General features: G+C 64.3%; 10 protein-coding genes. 7 read left to right on the top strand and 3 right to left on the bottom strand.

Annotation, left to right across the window (positions count from 1 at the left end):
* The first annotated feature begins 7 nt into the window (after window positions 1-7).
* The 6 genes from glnA to U1H99_RS16855 all read left to right on the top strand — a co-directional run bounded on the left by glnA (window position 8) and on the right by U1H99_RS16855 (window position 9,246).
* Window positions 8-1,423, top strand: coding sequence for a type I glutamate--ammonia ligase (gene glnA, locus U1H99_RS16880; protein WP_141838187.1), 1,416 nt, complete (start codon window positions 8-10; stop codon window positions 1,421-1,423).
* A gap of 285 nt (window positions 1,424-1,708) precedes the next feature.
* Complete coding sequence (locus U1H99_RS16875; RefSeq protein WP_375341623.1) at window positions 1,709-2,272, top strand: DUF4124 domain-containing protein; 564 nt, start codon at window positions 1,709-1,711, stop codon at window positions 2,270-2,272.
* 44 nt (window positions 2,273-2,316) lie between these two features.
* Entirely contained in the window at window positions 2,317-3,402 is a 1,086-nt protein-coding gene (glnL, locus tag U1H99_RS16870) for a nitrogen regulation protein NR(II) (protein WP_323142885.1), read from the top strand.
* Window positions 3,403-3,463: 61 nt separating this feature from the next.
* Window positions 3,464-5,038 carry a nitrogen regulation protein NR(I) gene (ntrC, locus tag U1H99_RS16865; RefSeq protein WP_323142884.1) on the top strand — a complete coding sequence of 525 codons (1,575 nt, stop codon included), beginning with the start codon at window positions 3,464-3,466 and terminating at the stop codon, window positions 5,036-5,038.
* 211 nt (window positions 5,039-5,249) lie between these two features.
* Window positions 5,250-6,215, top strand: a complete 966-nt coding sequence (corA, locus tag U1H99_RS16860) for a magnesium/cobalt transporter CorA (RefSeq protein ID WP_323142883.1) — start codon at window positions 5,250-5,252, stop codon at window positions 6,213-6,215.
* A 274-nt stretch (window positions 6,216-6,489) separates the two neighbouring features.
* Window positions 6,490-9,246, top strand: a complete 2,757-nt coding sequence (locus tag U1H99_RS16855) for a TonB-dependent receptor (RefSeq protein ID WP_323142882.1) — start codon at window positions 6,490-6,492, stop codon at window positions 9,244-9,246.
* Between the two features lie 73 nt (window positions 9,247-9,319).
* Here U1H99_RS16855 and U1H99_RS16850 read toward each other — a convergent pair whose 3' ends face one another.
* The 3 genes from U1H99_RS16850 to U1H99_RS16840 form a co-directional block, all read right to left on the bottom strand.
* Entirely contained in the window at window positions 9,320-12,016 is a 2,697-nt protein-coding gene (locus U1H99_RS16850; protein WP_323142881.1) for a TonB-dependent receptor, read from the bottom strand.
* 211 nt (window positions 12,017-12,227) lie between these two features.
* Complete coding sequence (locus U1H99_RS16845) at window positions 12,228-13,097, bottom strand: EamA family transporter (RefSeq protein ID WP_323142880.1); 870 nt, start codon at window positions 13,095-13,097, stop codon at window positions 12,228-12,230.
* Entirely contained in the window at window positions 13,087-14,724 is a 1,638-nt protein-coding gene (locus U1H99_RS16840) for an NAD(P)/FAD-dependent oxidoreductase (protein WP_323142879.1), read from the bottom strand. The genes U1H99_RS16845 and U1H99_RS16840 overlap by 11 nt, the downstream gene beginning before the upstream one ends.
* 561 nt (window positions 14,725-15,285) lie before the next feature.
* Between U1H99_RS16840 and U1H99_RS16835 the strand changes: the two genes are divergently transcribed.
* Window positions 15,286-18,201, top strand: a complete 2,916-nt coding sequence (locus U1H99_RS16835; protein ID WP_323142878.1) for a TonB-dependent receptor domain-containing protein — start codon at window positions 15,286-15,288, stop codon at window positions 18,199-18,201.
* The last annotated feature ends 184 nt before the right edge of the window (window positions 18,202-18,385 follow it).

The raw sequence follows: 18,385 nt of genomic DNA, 5'->3' as shown, positions 1-18,385 counted from the left end.
TACACGAATGGCAAGGACCGCCGCAGATGTAATGCAGATGCTGAAGGACAACGAAGTCAAGTTCGTTGATTTGCGCTTCGCCGATACGCGCGGCAAGGAACAGCACGTGACCGTGCCGATTTCGCACTTCGACGCTGACAAATTCGAGTCCGGCCACGCCTTCGACGGTTCGTCGATCGCCGGCTGGAAAGGCATCGAAGCATCGGACATGCTGCTGATTCCGGACCCGAACACCGCCAACCTCGACCCATTCATGGAAGAGACCACCGTGTTCATGCAGTGCGACGTGATCGAACCGGCGGACGGTAAGGGCTATGACCGCGATCCGCGCTCGATCGCCAAGCGCGCCGAAGCCTACCTGAAGTCGTCGGGCATCGGCGACACCGCATTCTTCGGCCCGGAGCCGGAATTCTTCATCTTCGACTCGGTCCGCTGGAAGATCGACATGTCGGGCTCGTTCGTCAAGATCGACTCCGAAGAAGCGTCCTGGTCGACCGACAAGGAATTCGAAGGCGGCAACAGCGGCCACCGTCCAACCGTCAAGGGCGGCTACTTCCCGGTCCCGCCGGTCGACAGCTTCCAGGACATGCGTTCGGAAATGTCGCTGATCCTCGAATCGCTGGGTATCCCGGTCGAAGTGCACCACCACGAAGTGGCCGGCGCCGGCCAGATGGAACTGGGCACCAAGTTCTCGACCCTGGTCGAGCGCGCCGACTGGACCCAGAACCTGAAGTACGTGATCTGGAACGTGGCCCACAGCTATGGCAAGACCGCGACCTTCATGCCGAAGCCGATGAACGGCGATAACGGCTCGGGCATGCACGTGCACCAGTCGATCTGGAAAGACGGCAAGAACCTGTTCGCCGGCGACGGCTATGCCGGCCTGTCGGAAACCGCCCTGTTCTACATCGGCGGCATCATCAAGCACGCCAAGGCCCTGAACGCGATCACCAACCCGGGCACCAACTCGTACAAGCGCCTGGTGCCGGGCTACGAAGCGCCGGTCAAGCTGGCTTACTCGGCCAAGAACCGCTCGGCCTCGATCCGCATCCCGCACGTGGCGAACCCGAAAGGCCGCCGCATCGAGACCCGCTTCCCGGACCCGCTGGCCAACGTCTACCTGTGCTTCGCCGCGCTGCTGATGGCCGGCCTGGACGGCATCCAGAACAAGATCCACCCGGGCGAAGCCGCGACCAAGGACCTGTACCACCTGCCGCCGGAAGAAGACAAGCTGATCCCGACCGTGTGCGCCTCGCTGGAAGAAGCGCTGGACGCCCTGAACAAGGACCGCGAGTTCCTGACCCGCGGCGGCGTGTTCAGCGACAGCATGATCGACGCCTACATCGACCTGAAAATGGGCGAAGTCCAGCGTCTGCGCATGACCCCGCACCCGGCCGAATTCGACATGTACTACTCGTCGTAATCGATCGGATAACTGTGTGGAAGCACATTGCTGGCCTGGCATGCCAGCCCGGCAATGTGTATCCTTGCGGTAACAAAAACGCGGAGAAAGCCGGTAGGCTCCTCCGCGTTTCTCGTTGCATGTCGGGTGAATGGGGTATAGTCGGTGGATTCCCAACCAGACACAGGGGAGCTCGATAAACCTACTGCGCGTTGCGCTGTCGGCTTGCGATGCTCGCTGTACTTTCGTACAGCTGCGCTTCTCAGCCAACATTGCCGCCGCTCGCTACGGTTTCTCGAACCCCCCATGTCGACTGACCTGATGCAGATGACAAGCAACAGCTTTATTTTGCGCCCGGCCGGTATCGCGGCAGCCTTCACGCTGATCGCGGCCATGGCGCACCCCAGTGCCCACGCCGATTCCACTGTCTATAAATGCGTCGACAAGAACGGCCGGGTCGAATTCACAGACATCAATAAATCCGGCTGCAAGGCGCTCGACCTGCCGGGCTATATTCCGGCGCCGCCGCAGGCGGCACGTCCGAACCCGGCGCCGTCGCCGGCAGTGACGATGCGCCAGGGCGCGCCACGTCCGGCCGCTGCCAGTCCGTCCGGATTCCCGCGCGTGGACACGTCCACCCAGCGCGCGCGCGACGACGACCGCCGCGAGATCCTCAACGAAGAGCTGCGCGCCGAGGAAAAGAAGCTGGCCGACCTGAAGCGCGACTTCAACAACGGCGAACCTGAGCGCCAGGGCAACGAGAAGAATTACGCGAAGTACCAGGAACGCGTGGCCGGCATGCGCGACGACATCGGCCGCGCCGAGAAGAACGTCGAGGCGATCAAGCGCGAGATCGCCAATACCCGCTGACAAGCCGACACGCCGACACCAACGCACGCAGACACCAAGGCCGCATGAACGCCATTCCGCCCCATCCTCCCGCCAACGACCGCTTTGCCGGCCTCGATCTGCTCGCGTCCGCCGTGCTGGTGGTGGATGCCTGCGGCCTGGTGCGCCACGCCAATCCAGCGGCCGAGCACCTGCTCGAGATCTCGGTCAAGTCGCTGTCGCGCCAGAAGCTGGCCAGCCTGTTCACCAACGGCGAGGAACTCGGCACGCTGTGCCAGCAGGCCGCCGCCCATAAATATGCCGACCTGCGCCAGGACCTGACCCTGCACCGGCCGGCGCGCGAGCCGCTGCACGTGCACATCATCGTCAGCGCCGCCGGCGAAGCCGAAGTGGTGGTCGAGCTGCGCGAAAACGTGCAGCAGCTGAAACTCGACCGTGAAGAGCGCCTGCTGGACCAGAGCCAGGCCAACAAGGAACTGATCCGCAATCTCGCGCACGAGATCAAGAACCCGCTGGGCGGCATCCGCGGCGCGGCGCAGCTGCTCGAACTCGAGCTGCCGGACGCCCACCTGAACGCCCTGCGTGAATACACCCAAGTGATCATCAAGGAAGCCGACCGCCTGCAGACCCTGGTCGACCGCCTGCTGGCACCGCACCGCCGTCCGCACATCGTCGGCGACGTCAATATCCACGAAGTGTGCGAACGGGTGCGCAGCCTGGTGCTGGCCGAGTTCCCGTCGGGCCTGGCGATCCGGCGCGACTACGACGCCTCGATTCCCGAATTCCGCGGCGACAAGGAACAACTGATCCAGGCCGTGCTGAACATCGTCCACAACGCCGCCCAGGCGCTGCGCGGCCGCATCGCCGATGGCAACGCCGAGATCGTATTGCGCACGCGCGTGGCGCGCCAGGTCACGCTGGCGAAGGTCCGTTACGGGCTGGCATTAGACTTGCATATCATCGATAACGGACCGGGCATCGCGCCCGAGATCCGCGACCGCATCTTTTATCCCCTGGTTTCGGGGCGCGAAGGCGGCAGCGGACTCGGGCTCACCTTGGCGCAGACCTTCGTGCAGCAGCACATGGGCCTGATCGAGTGCGAGAGCCGGCCCGGACTAACGGACTTCCGCATCCTGATTCCCCTGCCATAAGCGGAGGAGGAGGGAGTGACGTGAGGAGTCCCCCTTGAACTAGCGCGGGAAGCAAGAACTAATGAAACCAATCTGGATTGTCGACGACGATGCATCGATCCGCTGGGTGCTGGAAAAAGCCCTGGCGCGTGAAAACCTCGCAACCCGGAGCTTTGCCAGCGGGCGCGAGGCCCTGGCCGCGTTCGAAACCGACACGCCGCAAGTGCTGGTGTCGGATATCCGGATGCCGGGCGAATCCGGCCTCGACCTGCTGGCGGCCGTCAAGGAAAGCCATCCGGGTCTCCCGGTGATCGTGATCACCGCCTTTTCCGACCTCGATTCGGCGGTCGCCTCGTTCCAGGGCGGCGCCTTCGAATACCTCGCCAAACCCTTCGATATCGACAAGGCCGTCGCCCTGATCCGGCGCGCGTTGGAAGAAAGCCTGCGCGAAGCCAGCGTCGAGATCGCGCCGACCGAGACCCCGGAAATCCTGGGCCAGGCACCGGCGATGCAGGAAGTGTTCCGCGCCATCGGCCGCCTGTCGCAATCGAACGTCACGGTACTGATTACCGGCGAGAGCGGGACCGGCAAGGAACTGGTGGCGCGCGCGTTGCACAAGCACAGTCCGCGTGCGGCGCAACCCTTCATTGCGCTGAACACGGCGGCCATTCCGAAGGACCTGCTGGAATCCGAGCTGTTCGGCCACGAGCGCGGCGCCTTTACCGGCGCCCAGGCGATGCGGCGCGGCCGCTTCGAGCAGGCCGAGAACGGCACGCTGTTCCTGGACGAGATCGGCGACATGCCGTTCGACCTGCAGACGCGATTGCTGCGCGTGCTGTCCGACGGCCACTTCTACCGCGTCGGCGGCCACCAGCCGGTGAAGGCCAACGTGCGCGTGATCGCGGCGACCCACCAGAACCTTGAGCAGCGCGTACGCGACGGTTTGTTCCGCGAAGACTTGTACCACCGCCTCAACGTGATCCGGCTGCGCCTGCCGAGCCTGCGCGAGCGCCGTGAGGATATCCCCATTCTGGTGCGCCACTTCCTGGTGCAGAGTGCACACCAGCTGGGCGTCGAACCGAAACGCTTGAGCGAGGAGGCGACGCGTTTCCTGTCCGGCCTGGAGTTGCCCGGCAACGTGCGCCAGCTGGAAAACCTGTGCAACTGGATTACCGTGATGGCCCCGGGCCAGACGGTCGAGGTCAAGGACTTGCCGCGCGACCTGACCCAGGCCCAGCAAAGCCTGCCGGCCCTGAACAGCCTGGGCGCGGCGGTGGCGATGCCGGCACCGTCGGCCGGCCCCCTGAGCGCGGCCCTGAACGGCGCCATGAATGGGTCGATGAGCGGTTCCATGGGCGCCAACGGGGCCGACGGTGCCGCGCTGGGCATCGCCGGCGCCGGCTTCGGGTCGGTACTGGCGAACGGCGCAGACGGCTGGATCGGCCTGCTGGAGCTGCAGGCGGCACGCATGCTGTCGGACGGCCAGGTCGAGGTGATGGATGTGCTGGGGCGACAGTTCGAGTCGGCGCTGATCCGCACCGCGCTGAAGCACACGCACGGGCGCAAGAACGATGCGGCGATCCGGCTCGGGATCGGGCGCAACACCATCACCCGGAAAATCGCGGAGCTCGGGATCGATGGAGCGAAAGACGAATAAGGTCTGGGGCCTTATTCGTAGGGTGGACGGCTTGCCGTCCACGCGTTCAACAATGTGCGTCACCTCTGCACCGATTGAACGCGTGGATGGCACCCACGTACTCAAATCGCTAGCGCAACGGTGGAGCCATCCACCCTACGCGTTTCGTGCCTCCATCGCGATGGGTTAAACTCTGTCATCCGCGCAACAAGCGCTGCTTTGACGAATTTCCATGCTGATCAACTGCGTCGCCTACCAGGAAGGCAAGAAGCTGTCCGACATTCCGGTCGAGGACATCAGTGACTATCTCGACAAGCCCGGCTGCTTCGTCTGGGTGGCGCTGCGCGACGCCAGCGCCGACGAGATGGCCAAGATGCAGGAAGAGTTCAACCTGCACGAACTGGCGGTGGAAGACGCGGCGCGTGGCCACCAGCGCCCCAAGGTCGAGGAATACGGCGACTGCCTGTTCACCGTGGTGCACACGGTCGACCTCGAAGGCGACCGCCTGCTCACCGGCGAGCTGGCGATCTTCGCCGGTCCCAACTACGTGCTGTCGGTGCGCCGCGACGCCGCCAAGAACTTCCTCGGCGTGCGTGCGCGTGCCGAGCGCGAGCCGCACCTGCTGAAGATGGGCTCCTCGTTCGTCATGTATGCGCTGATGGACGCGGTGGTCGACCGCTACTTCCCGATCGTCGACATGCTGGAATCGGAACTCGAGACCATCGAGGACCGCATCTTCACCCACGGTGCCCAGCGCAACAACGTCGAGCGCCTGTACCAGCTCAAGCGCAAGGGTCTCGAACTGCGCCATGCCGTGGTGCCGCTGATGGACGCGGTCGGGCGCCTGCTGGGCGGCCGTGCGCCGACGCTGGCGGCCGGCGTGCAGGATTACTTCCGCGACGTGCACGACCACCTGATCCGCATCTCCGGCCGCCTGGATACCATCCGCGACACCATCGCCACCGCGATCCAGGTCAACCTGTCGATGGTCTCGATCGACGAGAGCGAAGTCAACAAGCGCCTGGCCGCCTGGGCCGCGATCTTTGCCGTGTTCACCGCCTTTGCCGGCGTCTGGGGCATGAATTTCAAGTTCATGCCCGAGCTGGAGTGGAAGTACGGCTATCCGATGGCGATCGCGGTCATGGTCGGCGTCTGCCTTTACCTGTACCGGCTATTCAAAAAGGCCGGCTGGCTCTAATCCCCGCTGCAACAGAAAGGGGGCAGCATGCCGAACCCTTGTTCGGCAGGCATCGACACGCCCCGAATTTCGTTGTCGCAGCCAAAATAGAACGTTCCGAACTTTGTTCAGCAACTCGAGATTTGTTTCAAAATGTTCTGTTGCAATTTGTGAGAATTTGCGCGCGTCAATATTGACGGATACTCAAGCGGGCGATCATTATTCGTTCCCCGGCTTGGGTAGAACATGAATCGTCCCAAGCCAGACTGATTAACTTTATTTAGTTTGGACCTGAATGATTAAGCAAACAGTACTCGCGCGCTCGCTGCGCGTGATGTTCGCGGGCGGTGTGGCGGCAGGCGTCGGCCTGGCCGCCCTGCCTGCAATGGCACAGGAGACCGCTGCGCCGGTCGCCCGCGTCGAAGTGACCGGCTCGTCGATCAAGCGCGCCGACGTCGAAGGTTCGCTGCCGGTGCAGGTTGTCAGCGCCGCCGACATCAAGCGTACCGGCGCCACCAACACCGCCGAACTGCTGACCACCCTGAGCGCGAACTCGATGGCCGGCGCGACCAACCAGGCACAAGGTGCCGGTCTGTCGACCTATGGCATGTCGAGCGCCAGCCTGCGTGGCCTGGGCGCCAGCAAGACCCTGATCCTGGTCAACGGCCGCCGTCTCGGCAACTACGCCACCGACGGCACCGCCGTCGACGTCAACTCGATCCCGCTGGCCTCGATCGACCACGTGGAAGTGCTGAAGGACGGCGCATCGGGCGTGTACGGCTCCGACGCGATCGGCGGCGTCATCAACTTCATTACCCGCCAGAACTACCAGGGCGTGGAAGTCAACGGCTACACCAGCGTCAGCCGCTACGGCGGCGGCCAGACCCACAAGGCCAGCATCATCGGCGGCTGGGGCGACTTCGACGAAGACCGCTACAACATCACCGTGTCGGCCGACTTCAGCAAGGACAACGCCATCTTCGGCAACCAGCGCGACTATGCAAGCACCGGCTGGAACAACAACGGCCTGCGCGACGCCAGCGCGACCCCGAGCGGCAACTTCTCGACCTTCGATCCGGTCACCACCCGTAACGCCAACGGCGTGATCCCGAACGCGCTGAACACCATCGGCCGCGGCATCGGCAACCCGCTGTCGCCGAACAACTGCGCCGCCAACGGCAGCGCCTTCGACGCCAACCTGGGCACCTGCCGCTACGACAGCTCGCCTTTCGTGAACCTGGTGCCGGCCGCCAAGCGCGCCAACGTCGGCGGCAGCTTCCGCTTCAAGCTGAACGACAAGGCCGAGTTCTTCATGGAAGGCTTCGTGTCGCGCAACGAGACCACGCAGCAAGCGCAGCCGTCGCCGTACAGCGCCTCGTTCCTGTCGACCGACCCGGCCTTCCAGACCCAGAACCTGTACCCGGCCATCATCGTGTCGCCGAGCAGCCCGTACTACCCGACGGGCCTGGCCACCGCGGCCGGCGTCAACGGCCAGCCGCTGACCGTCAGCTACCGCGCCTTCGACGGCGGCGGCCGCATCGCCAAGGACACCGCGATCGCCTCGCACCTGGCAATGGGCTTCCGCGGCACCGTCAAGGGCTACGACTACGACGTCGCCTACACCCACAACTCGAGCGACGTCACCGAGCGCGCGATCCAGGGTTACCAGAACCAGACCGCGCTGGTCAAGCTGCTGAGCAACAACAACGCCTTCAACCCGCTGGCCCAGTACCAGTCGGCCGACCTGGCGCGGCAGATCTACGCGACCAACTACGTCGGCGCGGTGATGAACGCGACCCTGCGCAACGACTCGCTGGCCGCACGCATCTCGGGCGATTTGTACCAGCTGCCGGCCGGCATGATGAAGTTCGCGGTCGGCGCCTCGATGGCCGACGAGAACCTGTCGATCAACCCGAGCCAGGCCTACCAGAGCGGCGACGTGTCGGGCTACGGCGGCGCCCAGCTGCCGCTGTCGACCTCGCGCAATTCGTCGGCCGTGTTCGCCGAGACGATCATCCCGATCATCAAGAACCTGGAAGCCGACGTCGCCGTCCGCCACGACCGCTACCCGAACGCCAGCGCCACCAACCCGAAGGTCAGCCTGCGCTGGCAGCCGGTCTCGCAGGTGCTGCTGCGCGGTTCCTACGGCAAGGGCTTCCGCGAGCCGTCGCTGCCTGAGCTGTACAACCAGCAGACCATCGGCACCAGCCCCAACCTGACCGACCCGGTCACCGGCCAGTTCGGCCAGTTCAACCAGACCTACGGCGGCAACCGCAACCTGCAGCCGGAGAAGTCGGAACAGTCGTCGCTGGGCATCGTGGTCGATCCGGTCAAGGGCCTGTCGGTCGCCGTCGACTGGTGGAAGATCAACGTCAACAACCTGGTGACCACCCTGACGCCGTCGTTCACGCTGGCCCAGGCCGCCGCCGGCAATCCGCTGTACACCGGCCTGGTGACCCGCGATCCGGCACGTAACATCACCAACATCGTCGGCACCAACATCAACGCCGGCAGCGTGAAGACCGAAGGCGTGGACCTGGACCTGCGCTGGGCCATCCTGAAGAGCCCGACCTACGGCGCCTTCAACCTGCGCCTTAACGGTACCTACACCTCGAAGTACGACCTGACCCTGGCCGACGGCACCGTGCAGCGCAGCGTGGCGCGCACCATCGACAACGACGGCAACGTCCTGAGCGCGGTCAACCAGGGCGGCGTGATCTTCCGCTGGAAGGATCAGCTGACGCTGGACTGGAAGTACAAGCAGTACGGCCTGTCGCTGACCAACAACTTCCAGTCGGGTTACTGGGACAGCTACCGTGCCGATGCGGACGAACCGATCGCACAGCACGTCGGCGCGTTCTCGACCTGGGACCTGCAGGGCACCTACGGCGGCATCAAGAACCTGACCCTGACCGCAGGCGTCAAGAACCTGTTCAACCGCAAACCGCCTGAAGTCATCACCGGCGGCTCGTTCTTCCAGACCGGCTACGATCCGACCTACTACGATCCGCACGGCCAGACTGGCTACGTGAGCGCCAGCTACCAGTTCTGATGTCCGCATCGGACTAGTTTGCGCCTCGAAAAAACCCGCCGCCTCACCGCGGCGGGTTTTTTTATGGCTGCGATCAGAACGCGTAACTTGCGCGCACGTAGAAGGTGCGGCCGGTCGGATCGGTGTAGCGCGGATCGTAGCCGGCCTGGAAGGTGTAGTCCTGGTAGGACAGCGGCGGTTTGCGATCGGCCAGGTTGCGCACGCCGGCGGTGATGCCGATGCCTTTCTTCTGGGTCCAGGCCACATACGTGTCGAAGGTGGAGTAGGATCCGACGTGGTTGGCCGGATCGGCATCCACGTAGCCGCTCTTGTAGTGGCCGGTCAGGCCGGCCGACCATTCACCCATGTTCCACACCAGGTTGGTGGTGTTCTGCCAGCGGAAGATCACGCCGCTGCCCGAATACACGCCCAGGTTGTCGTTCCAGTTGCCGCCTTCCTCGGTCTGGTACTGGTACTTGTGCACGTAGGTCGTGTTCGAGGACAGCGCCAGGTTGCCGTAGCTCGGCAGGCGCAGGCGGTAGCTGGCCGTCAGGTCGGCGCCGTTGGTCATGGTGCCGCCCAGGTTCTGGGTGCGCATGTCGATATAGCCGCAGGTGGCCACGCTGGTGCAGGCCGAACCGTCGACCGACAGGTCGCCTGCGCTGTTGCGGTGGTACAGGCTGGCGTACTTGACCGGGTCGGCGAAGATGTCGTCGGCGCTCAGGGTGCCGATGGTGTGCTTCAGCTGGATCGCCCACAGGTCCACGCCCAGGTTCAGGTTCTTGACCGGCTCGAACACCACGCCCAGGGTCGCGTTCTTCGATTTTTCCGGCGCCAGGTTGGTGTTGCCGCCGGTGAGGGCCTGGAACTGCTGGCCGCAGTTGGCCGCGGCGGCCTTGCCCGATACCGCGGTGCCGCCCGCGCAGTTGACCGGGTCGTCGTAGGTGCCGGCGGTGTTGGTGTAGCTCTGGCCGGCGTTGATCTCGTACAGCGACGGTGCGCGGAAGCCGGTCGAGAACGAACCGCGCAGCAGCACGTCCTGGCGCGGCTGGAAGCGGAACGCGACCTTCGGATTGAAGGTGCTGCCGAAGTCGCTGTACTTGTCGGCACGCACCGAGGCGGTGACGTCCAGCGACTTGACGATCGGGACGTTCAGTTCGGCGTAGGCCGCGTTCACGTGGCGCGAGCCCGCGTTGTACGAATTCGGGTCGACGCCGGTCGACGCGACGACTTTCTGCGCGAATTCGGTATTCGCGGCGCTCTCGAATTTCTCGTACGAGGTCTGCACACCGAGCGCCACGGCGGCCGCGCGGCCGGCGCCCAGCCAGTCGCCCAGCTCGCGGCTGGCATGGAAGTCGAGCCCGGTGGTAGTGCCCTTGGCGGTCTGAAGGGTGCCGGACAGGGCGGCGCCTTCCAGGTAGGCCTGGCCGGTGGCGCTCTGCGCGCCGAACGGGTTGATGATGCCGTTCAGGACACCCGCGCTGATCATGTCGCCGTCGCTGTAGCCGGACAGGTCCTGGCGCACCTTGTTCTGGTTCCAGGTGAAGGCGGTGTTGTAGTCCCAGGCACCCAGCGTGCCCTGCAGCGAGCTGACGAAGCGCTGCTGGTCGTTGGTGCTCTTGTCCTGGCGCGAACCGTTCACCAGGTCGCGCCATTTCACGTGGAGGAAGCCCGGATTGACGCCGGCGGCGCTGCCGCTCTCGGTGTAGTTCGGATCGAGGCCAACATCCGTCGGGTAATACGGATTCAGGCTGCCGTCGGCCAGCGTGCGGTTCATCACCAGGCCGCCGTACGGGACCGGTGCGATCTGGGTGGTGACCACGCTGCGGCTGCGCAGGTATTCGATGCCGGCTTCGTGCTCGTTGCTCAGCTTGAAGGTGCCGCGCAGCAGGGCGGAATCGCGCTGGCTCTTCGGGACGTAGTCGACGTAGGACGAGGTCGTCATGGTGCAGCCGCCGCTGCCGTTCGAGATCAGGTTGGCATAGGTGCCGCAGCCGCCGGCCGCGGCCGGGTTGGCGCTGGCGCCGCCCTGGTAGTAGTTGGCCGGATAGGTCGAGGACGACAGGCCGCCGGCATAGCGCGTATTGAAATCGCGCTGGGTGCCGCCGATCGCCTTCTGTTCCTGGTGGTCGAGCACGGCCGAGAAGTTCCAGCCGTCGTTCTCCAGGCTGCCGACGCCGAAGGCCGCATTCACGTTCTTCGACTTGCCGCCCGCATGTTCTGGCGAATCCAGCCCGGCGCTGACCACGCCGCCCTGGAAGTCCTTCCTGGTGATGAAGTTGATGACGCCGCCGACGGCGTCCGAGCCGTACAGCGCCGAAGCGCCGTCGCGCAGCACTTCCACGCGCTCGAGCGCGGCGAACGGAATCATGTTCAGGTCGGGCGCCGAGCTGTCGAACGCATTGTTCGCCAGGCGGCGCCCGTTCAGCAGCACCAGGGTCTTGTTGGCGCCGATGCCGCGCAGGTCGGCGTAGGCGGCGCCACCGGTGCTGGCGCCGACCGCCTGGCTGGTGCCGGTTTGCGACTGCGACACGCTCAGGTTGGCCATCACTTGTTCGATGGTAGTGATGCCTTCCTTCTTGAGGTCATCGGCCTTGATGATGGTCACCGGCACGGACGTTTCGGCATCGATGCGCTTGATTGCCGACCCCGTGATCTCGACGCGGGCGACAGGGGCCTGCGCCGCATCCTGGGCCGATGCGGCCTGGTACGGGAGGCTGAAACCGGCGACGAGTGCGCCGCCGGAGAAGACCAGGCGCAGGGTACGCGCCATCAACTTTTCTTTGAACATATCGATCCTGTATCTCATGGTGAGCATGGGTGAGAATTCCGCAACATTGATATTCAATAATTGCGGCAGCCAAAAGATACACGACGGAAACGGCCTTTTGCGCAATATTATTCGAAAAATGGCGCGTATACGCCACATAATATTGGTAAAACAAGGTAAAACGCTGAAAAGATGCTTGACGCCGCCAGGGGGCGGCGCAGGAGTAGAGCTCTTACGCGGTGGCTGCGGCGCCGGCCGACGCGGCGATGATCATGGTGATGGCCAGCCACTGGATGGTGGTCAGCTGCTCGCCCAGCACCAGCCAGCCGGCCAGCGCGCTGACCGCCGGCGAGGCGCTGACCAGGGTGCCGAACACGCGCCGCGGCAGGCGCCGCAGGGCGATCATTTCCAGCGAATAGGGCAGGGCGCTCGATAGCAGGGCGACGCCCAGGCCGGCCGCCAGCACACCCGGCGCCAGCAGGGCGGTGCCGGCATGCAGCACGCCGACCGGCACCGTGAACAGCGCCGCCGCCAGCATGCCCCAGCCCACCGCCTGGCCGCCCTGCAGGGTCGAGACGCGCTTGCCGAACACGATGTACATGGCCCAGCACAGTGCCGCGCCGGCGGCCAGCAGCATGCCGGCCGGATCGAGGCCGCCACCATGCGCATGCAGGGGCAGCAACAGCCATAATCCGAGCACGGCGCAGGCCAGCCAGGCGAAATCGGTGACGCGGCGCGAGCCGGCCAGTACCACCATCAGCGGGCCGGTGACTTCGATGGCGACGGCGATGCCGATCGGGATGCGCGCAAAGGCGCCATAGATCATCAGGTTCATGCAGCCCAGCATCAGGCCGTAGACGAGGAGATCGGGAAGGGCGCTGCGCGGCAGCGGCGTGCGCCAGGGCCGGAACCAGCCCAGCAGCAGGCAGGCGGCCAGGCCGACCCGCATCGCCGTCACGCCTTGGCTGCCGACCAGCGGGAACAGGTACTTGGCGATAGCGGCGCCGACGTAGGTCGACAGCATGGCGCCCAGTAGTGCAGCAACAGCGCCACCGCCGGCGCTGTCATGAGTGTGCGTGATGCGGCCTGGTTCAGCCGCCATGCGGCACAGGCGCGTCCGCCATCGACAGCGCCACGGCTTCCGCGATGCGGATGCCGTCCACCGCGGCCGACATGATGCCGCCCGCGTAACCCGCGCCTTCGCCGGCCGGGAACAGGCCGCGCGTGTTCAGGCTTTGCAGGCTGTCGTCGTGGCGCTTGATGCGGATCGGCGACGAGGTGCGGGTCTCGACGCCGGTCAGCACCGCGTCTTCCTTGTAGTAGCCGCGGATCTGCTTGTCGAAGGCGACAAACGCTTCGCGCAGCGCCAGGGTGGCGTAGTCGGGCAGGGCCGGGCCGAGATCGGTCAGGTGCACGGCCGGCTTGAACGACGGGGTCACCGAACCGAATTCCTTGGAGGGCACGCCGCGCACGAAGTCGCCCATCAGCTGGCCCGGCGCATCGTAGTTGCTGCCGCCGAGGACGAAAGCACGCGATTCCAGCTCGCGCTGGAAGGCGATACCGGCCAGCGGATGGCCCGGATAGTCGGCCGGGGTGATGCCGACCACGATCGCGCTGTTGGCGTTGCGCTCGGCGCGCGAGTACTGGCTCATGCCGTTGGTGACCACGCGGCCTTCTTCCGACGACGCCGCCACCACCGTGCCGCCCGGGCACATGCAGAAGCTGTACACGCTGCGGCCATTGGACGCGTGGTGCACGATCTTGTAGTCGGCCGCGCCCAGGATCTTGTTGCCGGCGTTCGGCCCGAAGCGGCAGGCGTCGATCAGCGATTGCGGGTGCTCGACGCGGAAGCCGATCGAGAACGGCTTGGCTTCTATATAGACGCCGCGGTCGTACAGCATCTGGAAGGTGTCGCGCGCGCTGTGGCCGATCGCCATCGTCAGGTGGCGGGTCGGAATGGTTTCGCCCGACGCCAGCTTGACGCCGACCACCTGGCGGTTGTTGCCGTCGCCTTCGATCAGCACGTCTTCCACCCGCGTTTCGAAACGGATCTCGCCGCCCAGCGCCAGGATCTCGGCGCGCATCTGCTCGACCATTTTCACCAGCCTGAAGGTGCCGATGTGCGGCTTGCTGACGTACAGGATCTCTTCCGGCGCGCCCGACTTGACGAACTCGGTGAGGACCTTGCGGCCGTAGTGCTTCGGGTCCTTGATCTGGCTGTACAGCTTGCCGTCCGAGAAGGTGCCGGCGCCGCCTTCGCCGAACTGCACGTTGGACTCGGTGTTCAGCTTGCGCTTGCGCCAGAAGCCGAAGGTGTCGACGGTCCGCTCGCGCACGATCTTGCCACGCTCGAGCATCAGCGGCTTGAGGCCCATCTGGGCCAGGATCAGCGCCACGAACAGGCCGCACGGGCCCATCCCCACCACCACCGGGCGCGGTGTGCCCGGCGCCGGGTTGCCGGCTTCGACGAACTTGTAGCCGGTGTCCGGCGCCGGCATCACATGTTGCTCGCCCTTGAGGCGTGCCAGCACCTGCGCCTCGTTGCGGACCTCGACCTCGACCGCATAGATCAGCACGATCGCGCTGCGTTTGCGGGCGTCGTAGCTGCGCTTGAAGATCTTGTAGTCGACCAGGTCGTCGCCGTCGATGCCGAGCCGGCCGACGATGGCGTCGCGCAGGGCTTGGTCAGGGTGATTCAGGGGGAGTTTGAGTTCGTTAATTCGCAGCATGGTGGATTCGTGACTGGCGCGCCCGGCCTCGTACTCGGGCAGCAGATGGGGCAAACGTCAAGTATAAGGCATCGCCACCAGCACCGGGGCGGCTTGGCGGGGGAGGGCCGCACGCTGCACCACAGGATTTAACAAAATTACTGAAAAGAAATAATTCAATTGTTAAATCAGGATATGGGCTATTGCGTGATGCACCATTTTGGACACTGTCCGCAATATTGCACTGCCGCGCATGTACATATAAGTATGCATGAGTAAATACGACGTATGTACGCGTAATTTCTTGTAATTACAGATTAAAAAGTACATACGCGAACAGATATTATTGCACTGCACAAAAACAAATATGAACCATTTTTGTGCATGCAATGTGTTGTTTCTACACATTCATACAAGTATGTTTCATTGACACTTTCCCTTTTGCCATGGTTTTATCGATACATCAGTAACGTTTGATATGTATCCGATGTTAGTTGAGAGCCCGTCCTCCGGACGCGCTGGATGAATTGCAGTAACAGTAGCCAAACCACTTTGAGAGAAATCCACGAAGGAGAAGTTTTCATGATGTTCAAATTGAAGTCGATGCCATCCGCGATCTGGTGCATGATCGCGACCGGTGCCCTGGCAGCCGCCGCACCGGCAATGGCTCAGACCACCGAAGCCGCCGGCGCCACCAGCGCCAGCCCGCAGCGCGTGGTCGTGACTGGCTCGCTGATCAGCCGTACCGACACGGAGACCCCGACCCCGGTGCAGGTGCTGACGGCACAAGACATCCAGCGTAGCGGCAAGACCTCGGTCGCCGAGCTGCTGAACGACCTGGCCGCCAACGGCGCGGGTACCCTGGGCACCGGCTTCTCGGGTGCCTTCGCCAACGGCGCCGCCGGCGTCTCGCTGCGCGGCCTGACCGTGGGCTCGACCCTGGTCCTGATCGACGGCCACCGCATGTCGCCGTACGCGATTGGCGACGACTCGCAGCGCTCCTTCGTCGACGTTTCCAACATCCCGTTCGATGCCGTCGAGTCGATCGAAGTCCTGAAGTCGGGCGCCTCGTCGCTGTATGGCTCGGACGCGGTCGCAGGCGTGATCAACATCAAGCTGAAGAAAAACTTCCAGGGCACCCGCTTCTCGGCTGAAGCCGGCAACACCCAGCACGGCGGCGGCGCCACCAAACGCGCGTCGATCAGCACCGGTATCGGCGACATCGACAACGACGGCTACAACGCCTTCATCACCGCCGAATGGCGCCACCAGGATGCCATCATGGTGTCGGACCGCGACCAGTACGCCTGGGACAACCGCGACTGGCGTTCGCGCGGCGGCAACAACCTGACCCTGGGCGTACCGACCTCGCTGAATAATTACCTGAGCGCAGGCCGCTCGCCGTTCCTGTTCAATCCGACCGGCGCAGGCGGCGTCAACAACGCAGCCAACTTCCAGTTCCTGGACCCGAGCTGCAACTTCACCCTGTACCGTGCCGGCGGCTGCTCGGTGCGTGACACCTACGGCTTCATCCAGCCGCCGACCGAGAACCTCAACCTGCTGGTCGGCATGACCAAGAAGCTGAGCAACAACTGGGAACTGGCGTTCAAGGGCTCGATGTTCAAGCGCGACAGCACCAACAACCGTGGTGTGCCGCTGGGCTTCTCGGCTCTCAACTACAACGGCGCGACCACCCTTAACAACGGCGTGCTGACCAATGGCGTCGGCGCTACGAACACCCAGTTTGCGCCGGGCAGCGCAGTCGGTGCCGGTATCGTCAACACCTTCGTTCCGGGCACCGCAACCAACCCCGATGGCACGCTGGTCAATCCGGCCAATGCTCGCCTGTACGGCTATGTGCCTGGCATCGACGGCAATGCCCAGCAGGATAACAGCTCGACCTCGACCCGCTTCGCGCTCGACCTGACCGGCCAGGCCTGGGGCTGGGACATCAACCTCGCCGGCGGCCTGACCAAGGTCAAAGTCAACATTGACTATAGCGGCTACCTCGACCGCGCAGCGTTGTACAGCGCGCTTCGTTCTGGCGCGTTCAACGTGCTGGGCAACAATTCGCCGGACCTCATGAGCCAGGTATCGCCGCGCTTCGGCGGCAGCGCCGAGTCGAAGCTGAACTACGTCGACCTGGTTGGTTCGCGCGAACTGATGCAATTGGGCGCCGGTCCGCTGGCCCTGGCTGCCGGCGTGCACTGGCACAAGCGTACCTGGGACGCCCCGGCATCGCCGCTGACCGCCAACGGCCAGGTCGGCAACACCTCGGCCTTCGTGATGGGCGATGAGACCAACACCGCTGCCTTTGCCGAACTGCAGGCAACCCCGATCAAGAACGTCGAACTGCACCTCTCGAGCCGTTACGACCACTACGATACCTACGGCAAGTCGTTCACGCCGGCGGCCAGCTTCAAGTGGACCCCGTCGCAGATGTTCGCCCTGCGCGGTACCTTCGCCCGCGGTTTCCGCGCGCCTAACCCGGCCGAGACCGGCAATGCCGGTTCGTTCTTCCAGTACCAGGGACTGGACGACCCGATCCTGTGCCCGACCGGCCAGCAGTATGCAGCCGGCAGTGTGCCGACCGCGTGCGGCATCACCCCGGCCTACGTCCAGACCACCAGCCGCAACCTGTCGCCTGAAAAGTCGAAGTCCTACACCCTGGGCGTCGTGCTGCAGCCGATCCGTGAGCTGAACGCGACCCTGGATTACTACAAGATCCAGGTCAACAACCAGATCGTGACCGCCGCCGGCAACGATCCGAACTACGTGCCGACCTTTGTCCGCGGTCCGATCAACCCGATCGAGATCGCCACCGGCGTGGGCGAGGGCACCGTCATCGGCACCCCGGCCGCGGGTCCGATCCTGTATGCGCAGTCGTCGTACATCAACGCCGGTTCGACCAAGACCAGCGGCCTGGAAGCGGACGTCAACTACCGTTGGCGCCTGCCGAGCGACATGGGTTCGCTGCGCGCCGGCCTGAGCTTCGCCCACACCTTCAGCTATGAGCAGTCGGTTGCCGGCGTGACTTACCAGCTGGCCGGTACCCAGGGCCCGTCGGTGGTCTCGGGTGCCACCGGTTCGCCGAAGAACCGCGGCCAGCTCAGCCTGACCTATGCACGTGGTCCGCTGGACGTGACGGCAACGATGAACTACACCAGCCGTTTCTCGACCCTGGATCCGTCGGTGGGTGGTACCGATTGCGCCTCGACCGGGTATGACGTCGGTGGCCGTACCTACTTCTACGGTGTGGAACAGCCTGCGTACTACTGCCATGTTGCGTCGTTCACCTCGACCAACCTGAACATGAACTACAAGCTGAGCCAGAACCTGTCGCTGAAGGCATCGATCCTGAACCTGTTCGATCGCGAGCCGCCGATCGACGTCGGCACCTACGGCAACTCGAGCCCGCAGACCTCGTACAACGCGTCCCTGCACCAGGCAGGCGCCGTTGGCCGCTTCTACAGCCTGGGCCTGAACTACGTGTTCTAAGCCTCGCCTGAAGGCGTAGTACCAGCCTCCAGCCCCGCCCGCGGATGTGTCCGCCGGCGGGGCTTTTTATTTTCTGGCCGCCGCCAAGCAGGTCCATGCACAAAAAATGTTGCGTAGACCCAACGGTAAAAAAATCTTTCCTTCCTTTCATGCCTGCCACATGAGCGTGCATCTAGGCGTCAAT

It is taken from the genome of Massilia phyllosphaerae (assembly GCF_034659755.1).
GTDB classification, from domain to species: Bacteria; Pseudomonadota; Gammaproteobacteria; order Burkholderiales; family Burkholderiaceae_D; genus Telluria; species Telluria phyllosphaerae.
This window is presented reverse-complemented; position numbering and strand designations above follow the sequence as displayed.

Coding starts and splice junctions, on each gene's coding strand:
- glnA (WP_141838187.1), top strand. CDS start 8: ATGGCAAGGACCGCCGCAGATGTAATGCAGATGCTGAAGGACAACGAA.
- U1H99_RS16875 (WP_375341623.1), top strand. CDS start 1,709: ATGTCGACTGACCTGATGCAGATGACAAGCAACAGCTTTATTTTGCGC.
- glnL (WP_323142885.1), top strand. CDS start 2,317: ATGAACGCCATTCCGCCCCATCCTCCCGCCAACGACCGCTTTGCCGGC.
- ntrC (WP_323142884.1), top strand. CDS start 3,464: ATGAAACCAATCTGGATTGTCGACGACGATGCATCGATCCGCTGGGTG.
- corA (WP_323142883.1), top strand. CDS start 5,250: ATGCTGATCAACTGCGTCGCCTACCAGGAAGGCAAGAAGCTGTCCGAC.
- U1H99_RS16855 (WP_323142882.1), top strand. CDS start 6,490: ATGATTAAGCAAACAGTACTCGCGCGCTCGCTGCGCGTGATGTTCGCG.
- U1H99_RS16850 (WP_323142881.1), bottom strand. CDS start 12,016: ATGTTCAAAGAAAAGTTGATGGCGCGTACCCTGCGCCTGGTCTTCTCC.
- U1H99_RS16845 (WP_323142880.1), bottom strand. CDS start 13,097: ATGGCGGCTGAACCAGGCCGCATCACGCACACTCATGACAGCGCCGGC.
- U1H99_RS16840 (WP_323142879.1), bottom strand. CDS start 14,724: ATGCTGCGAATTAACGAACTCAAACTCCCCCTGAATCACCCTGACCAA.
- U1H99_RS16835 (WP_323142878.1), top strand. CDS start 15,286: ATGATGTTCAAATTGAAGTCGATGCCATCCGCGATCTGGTGCATGATC.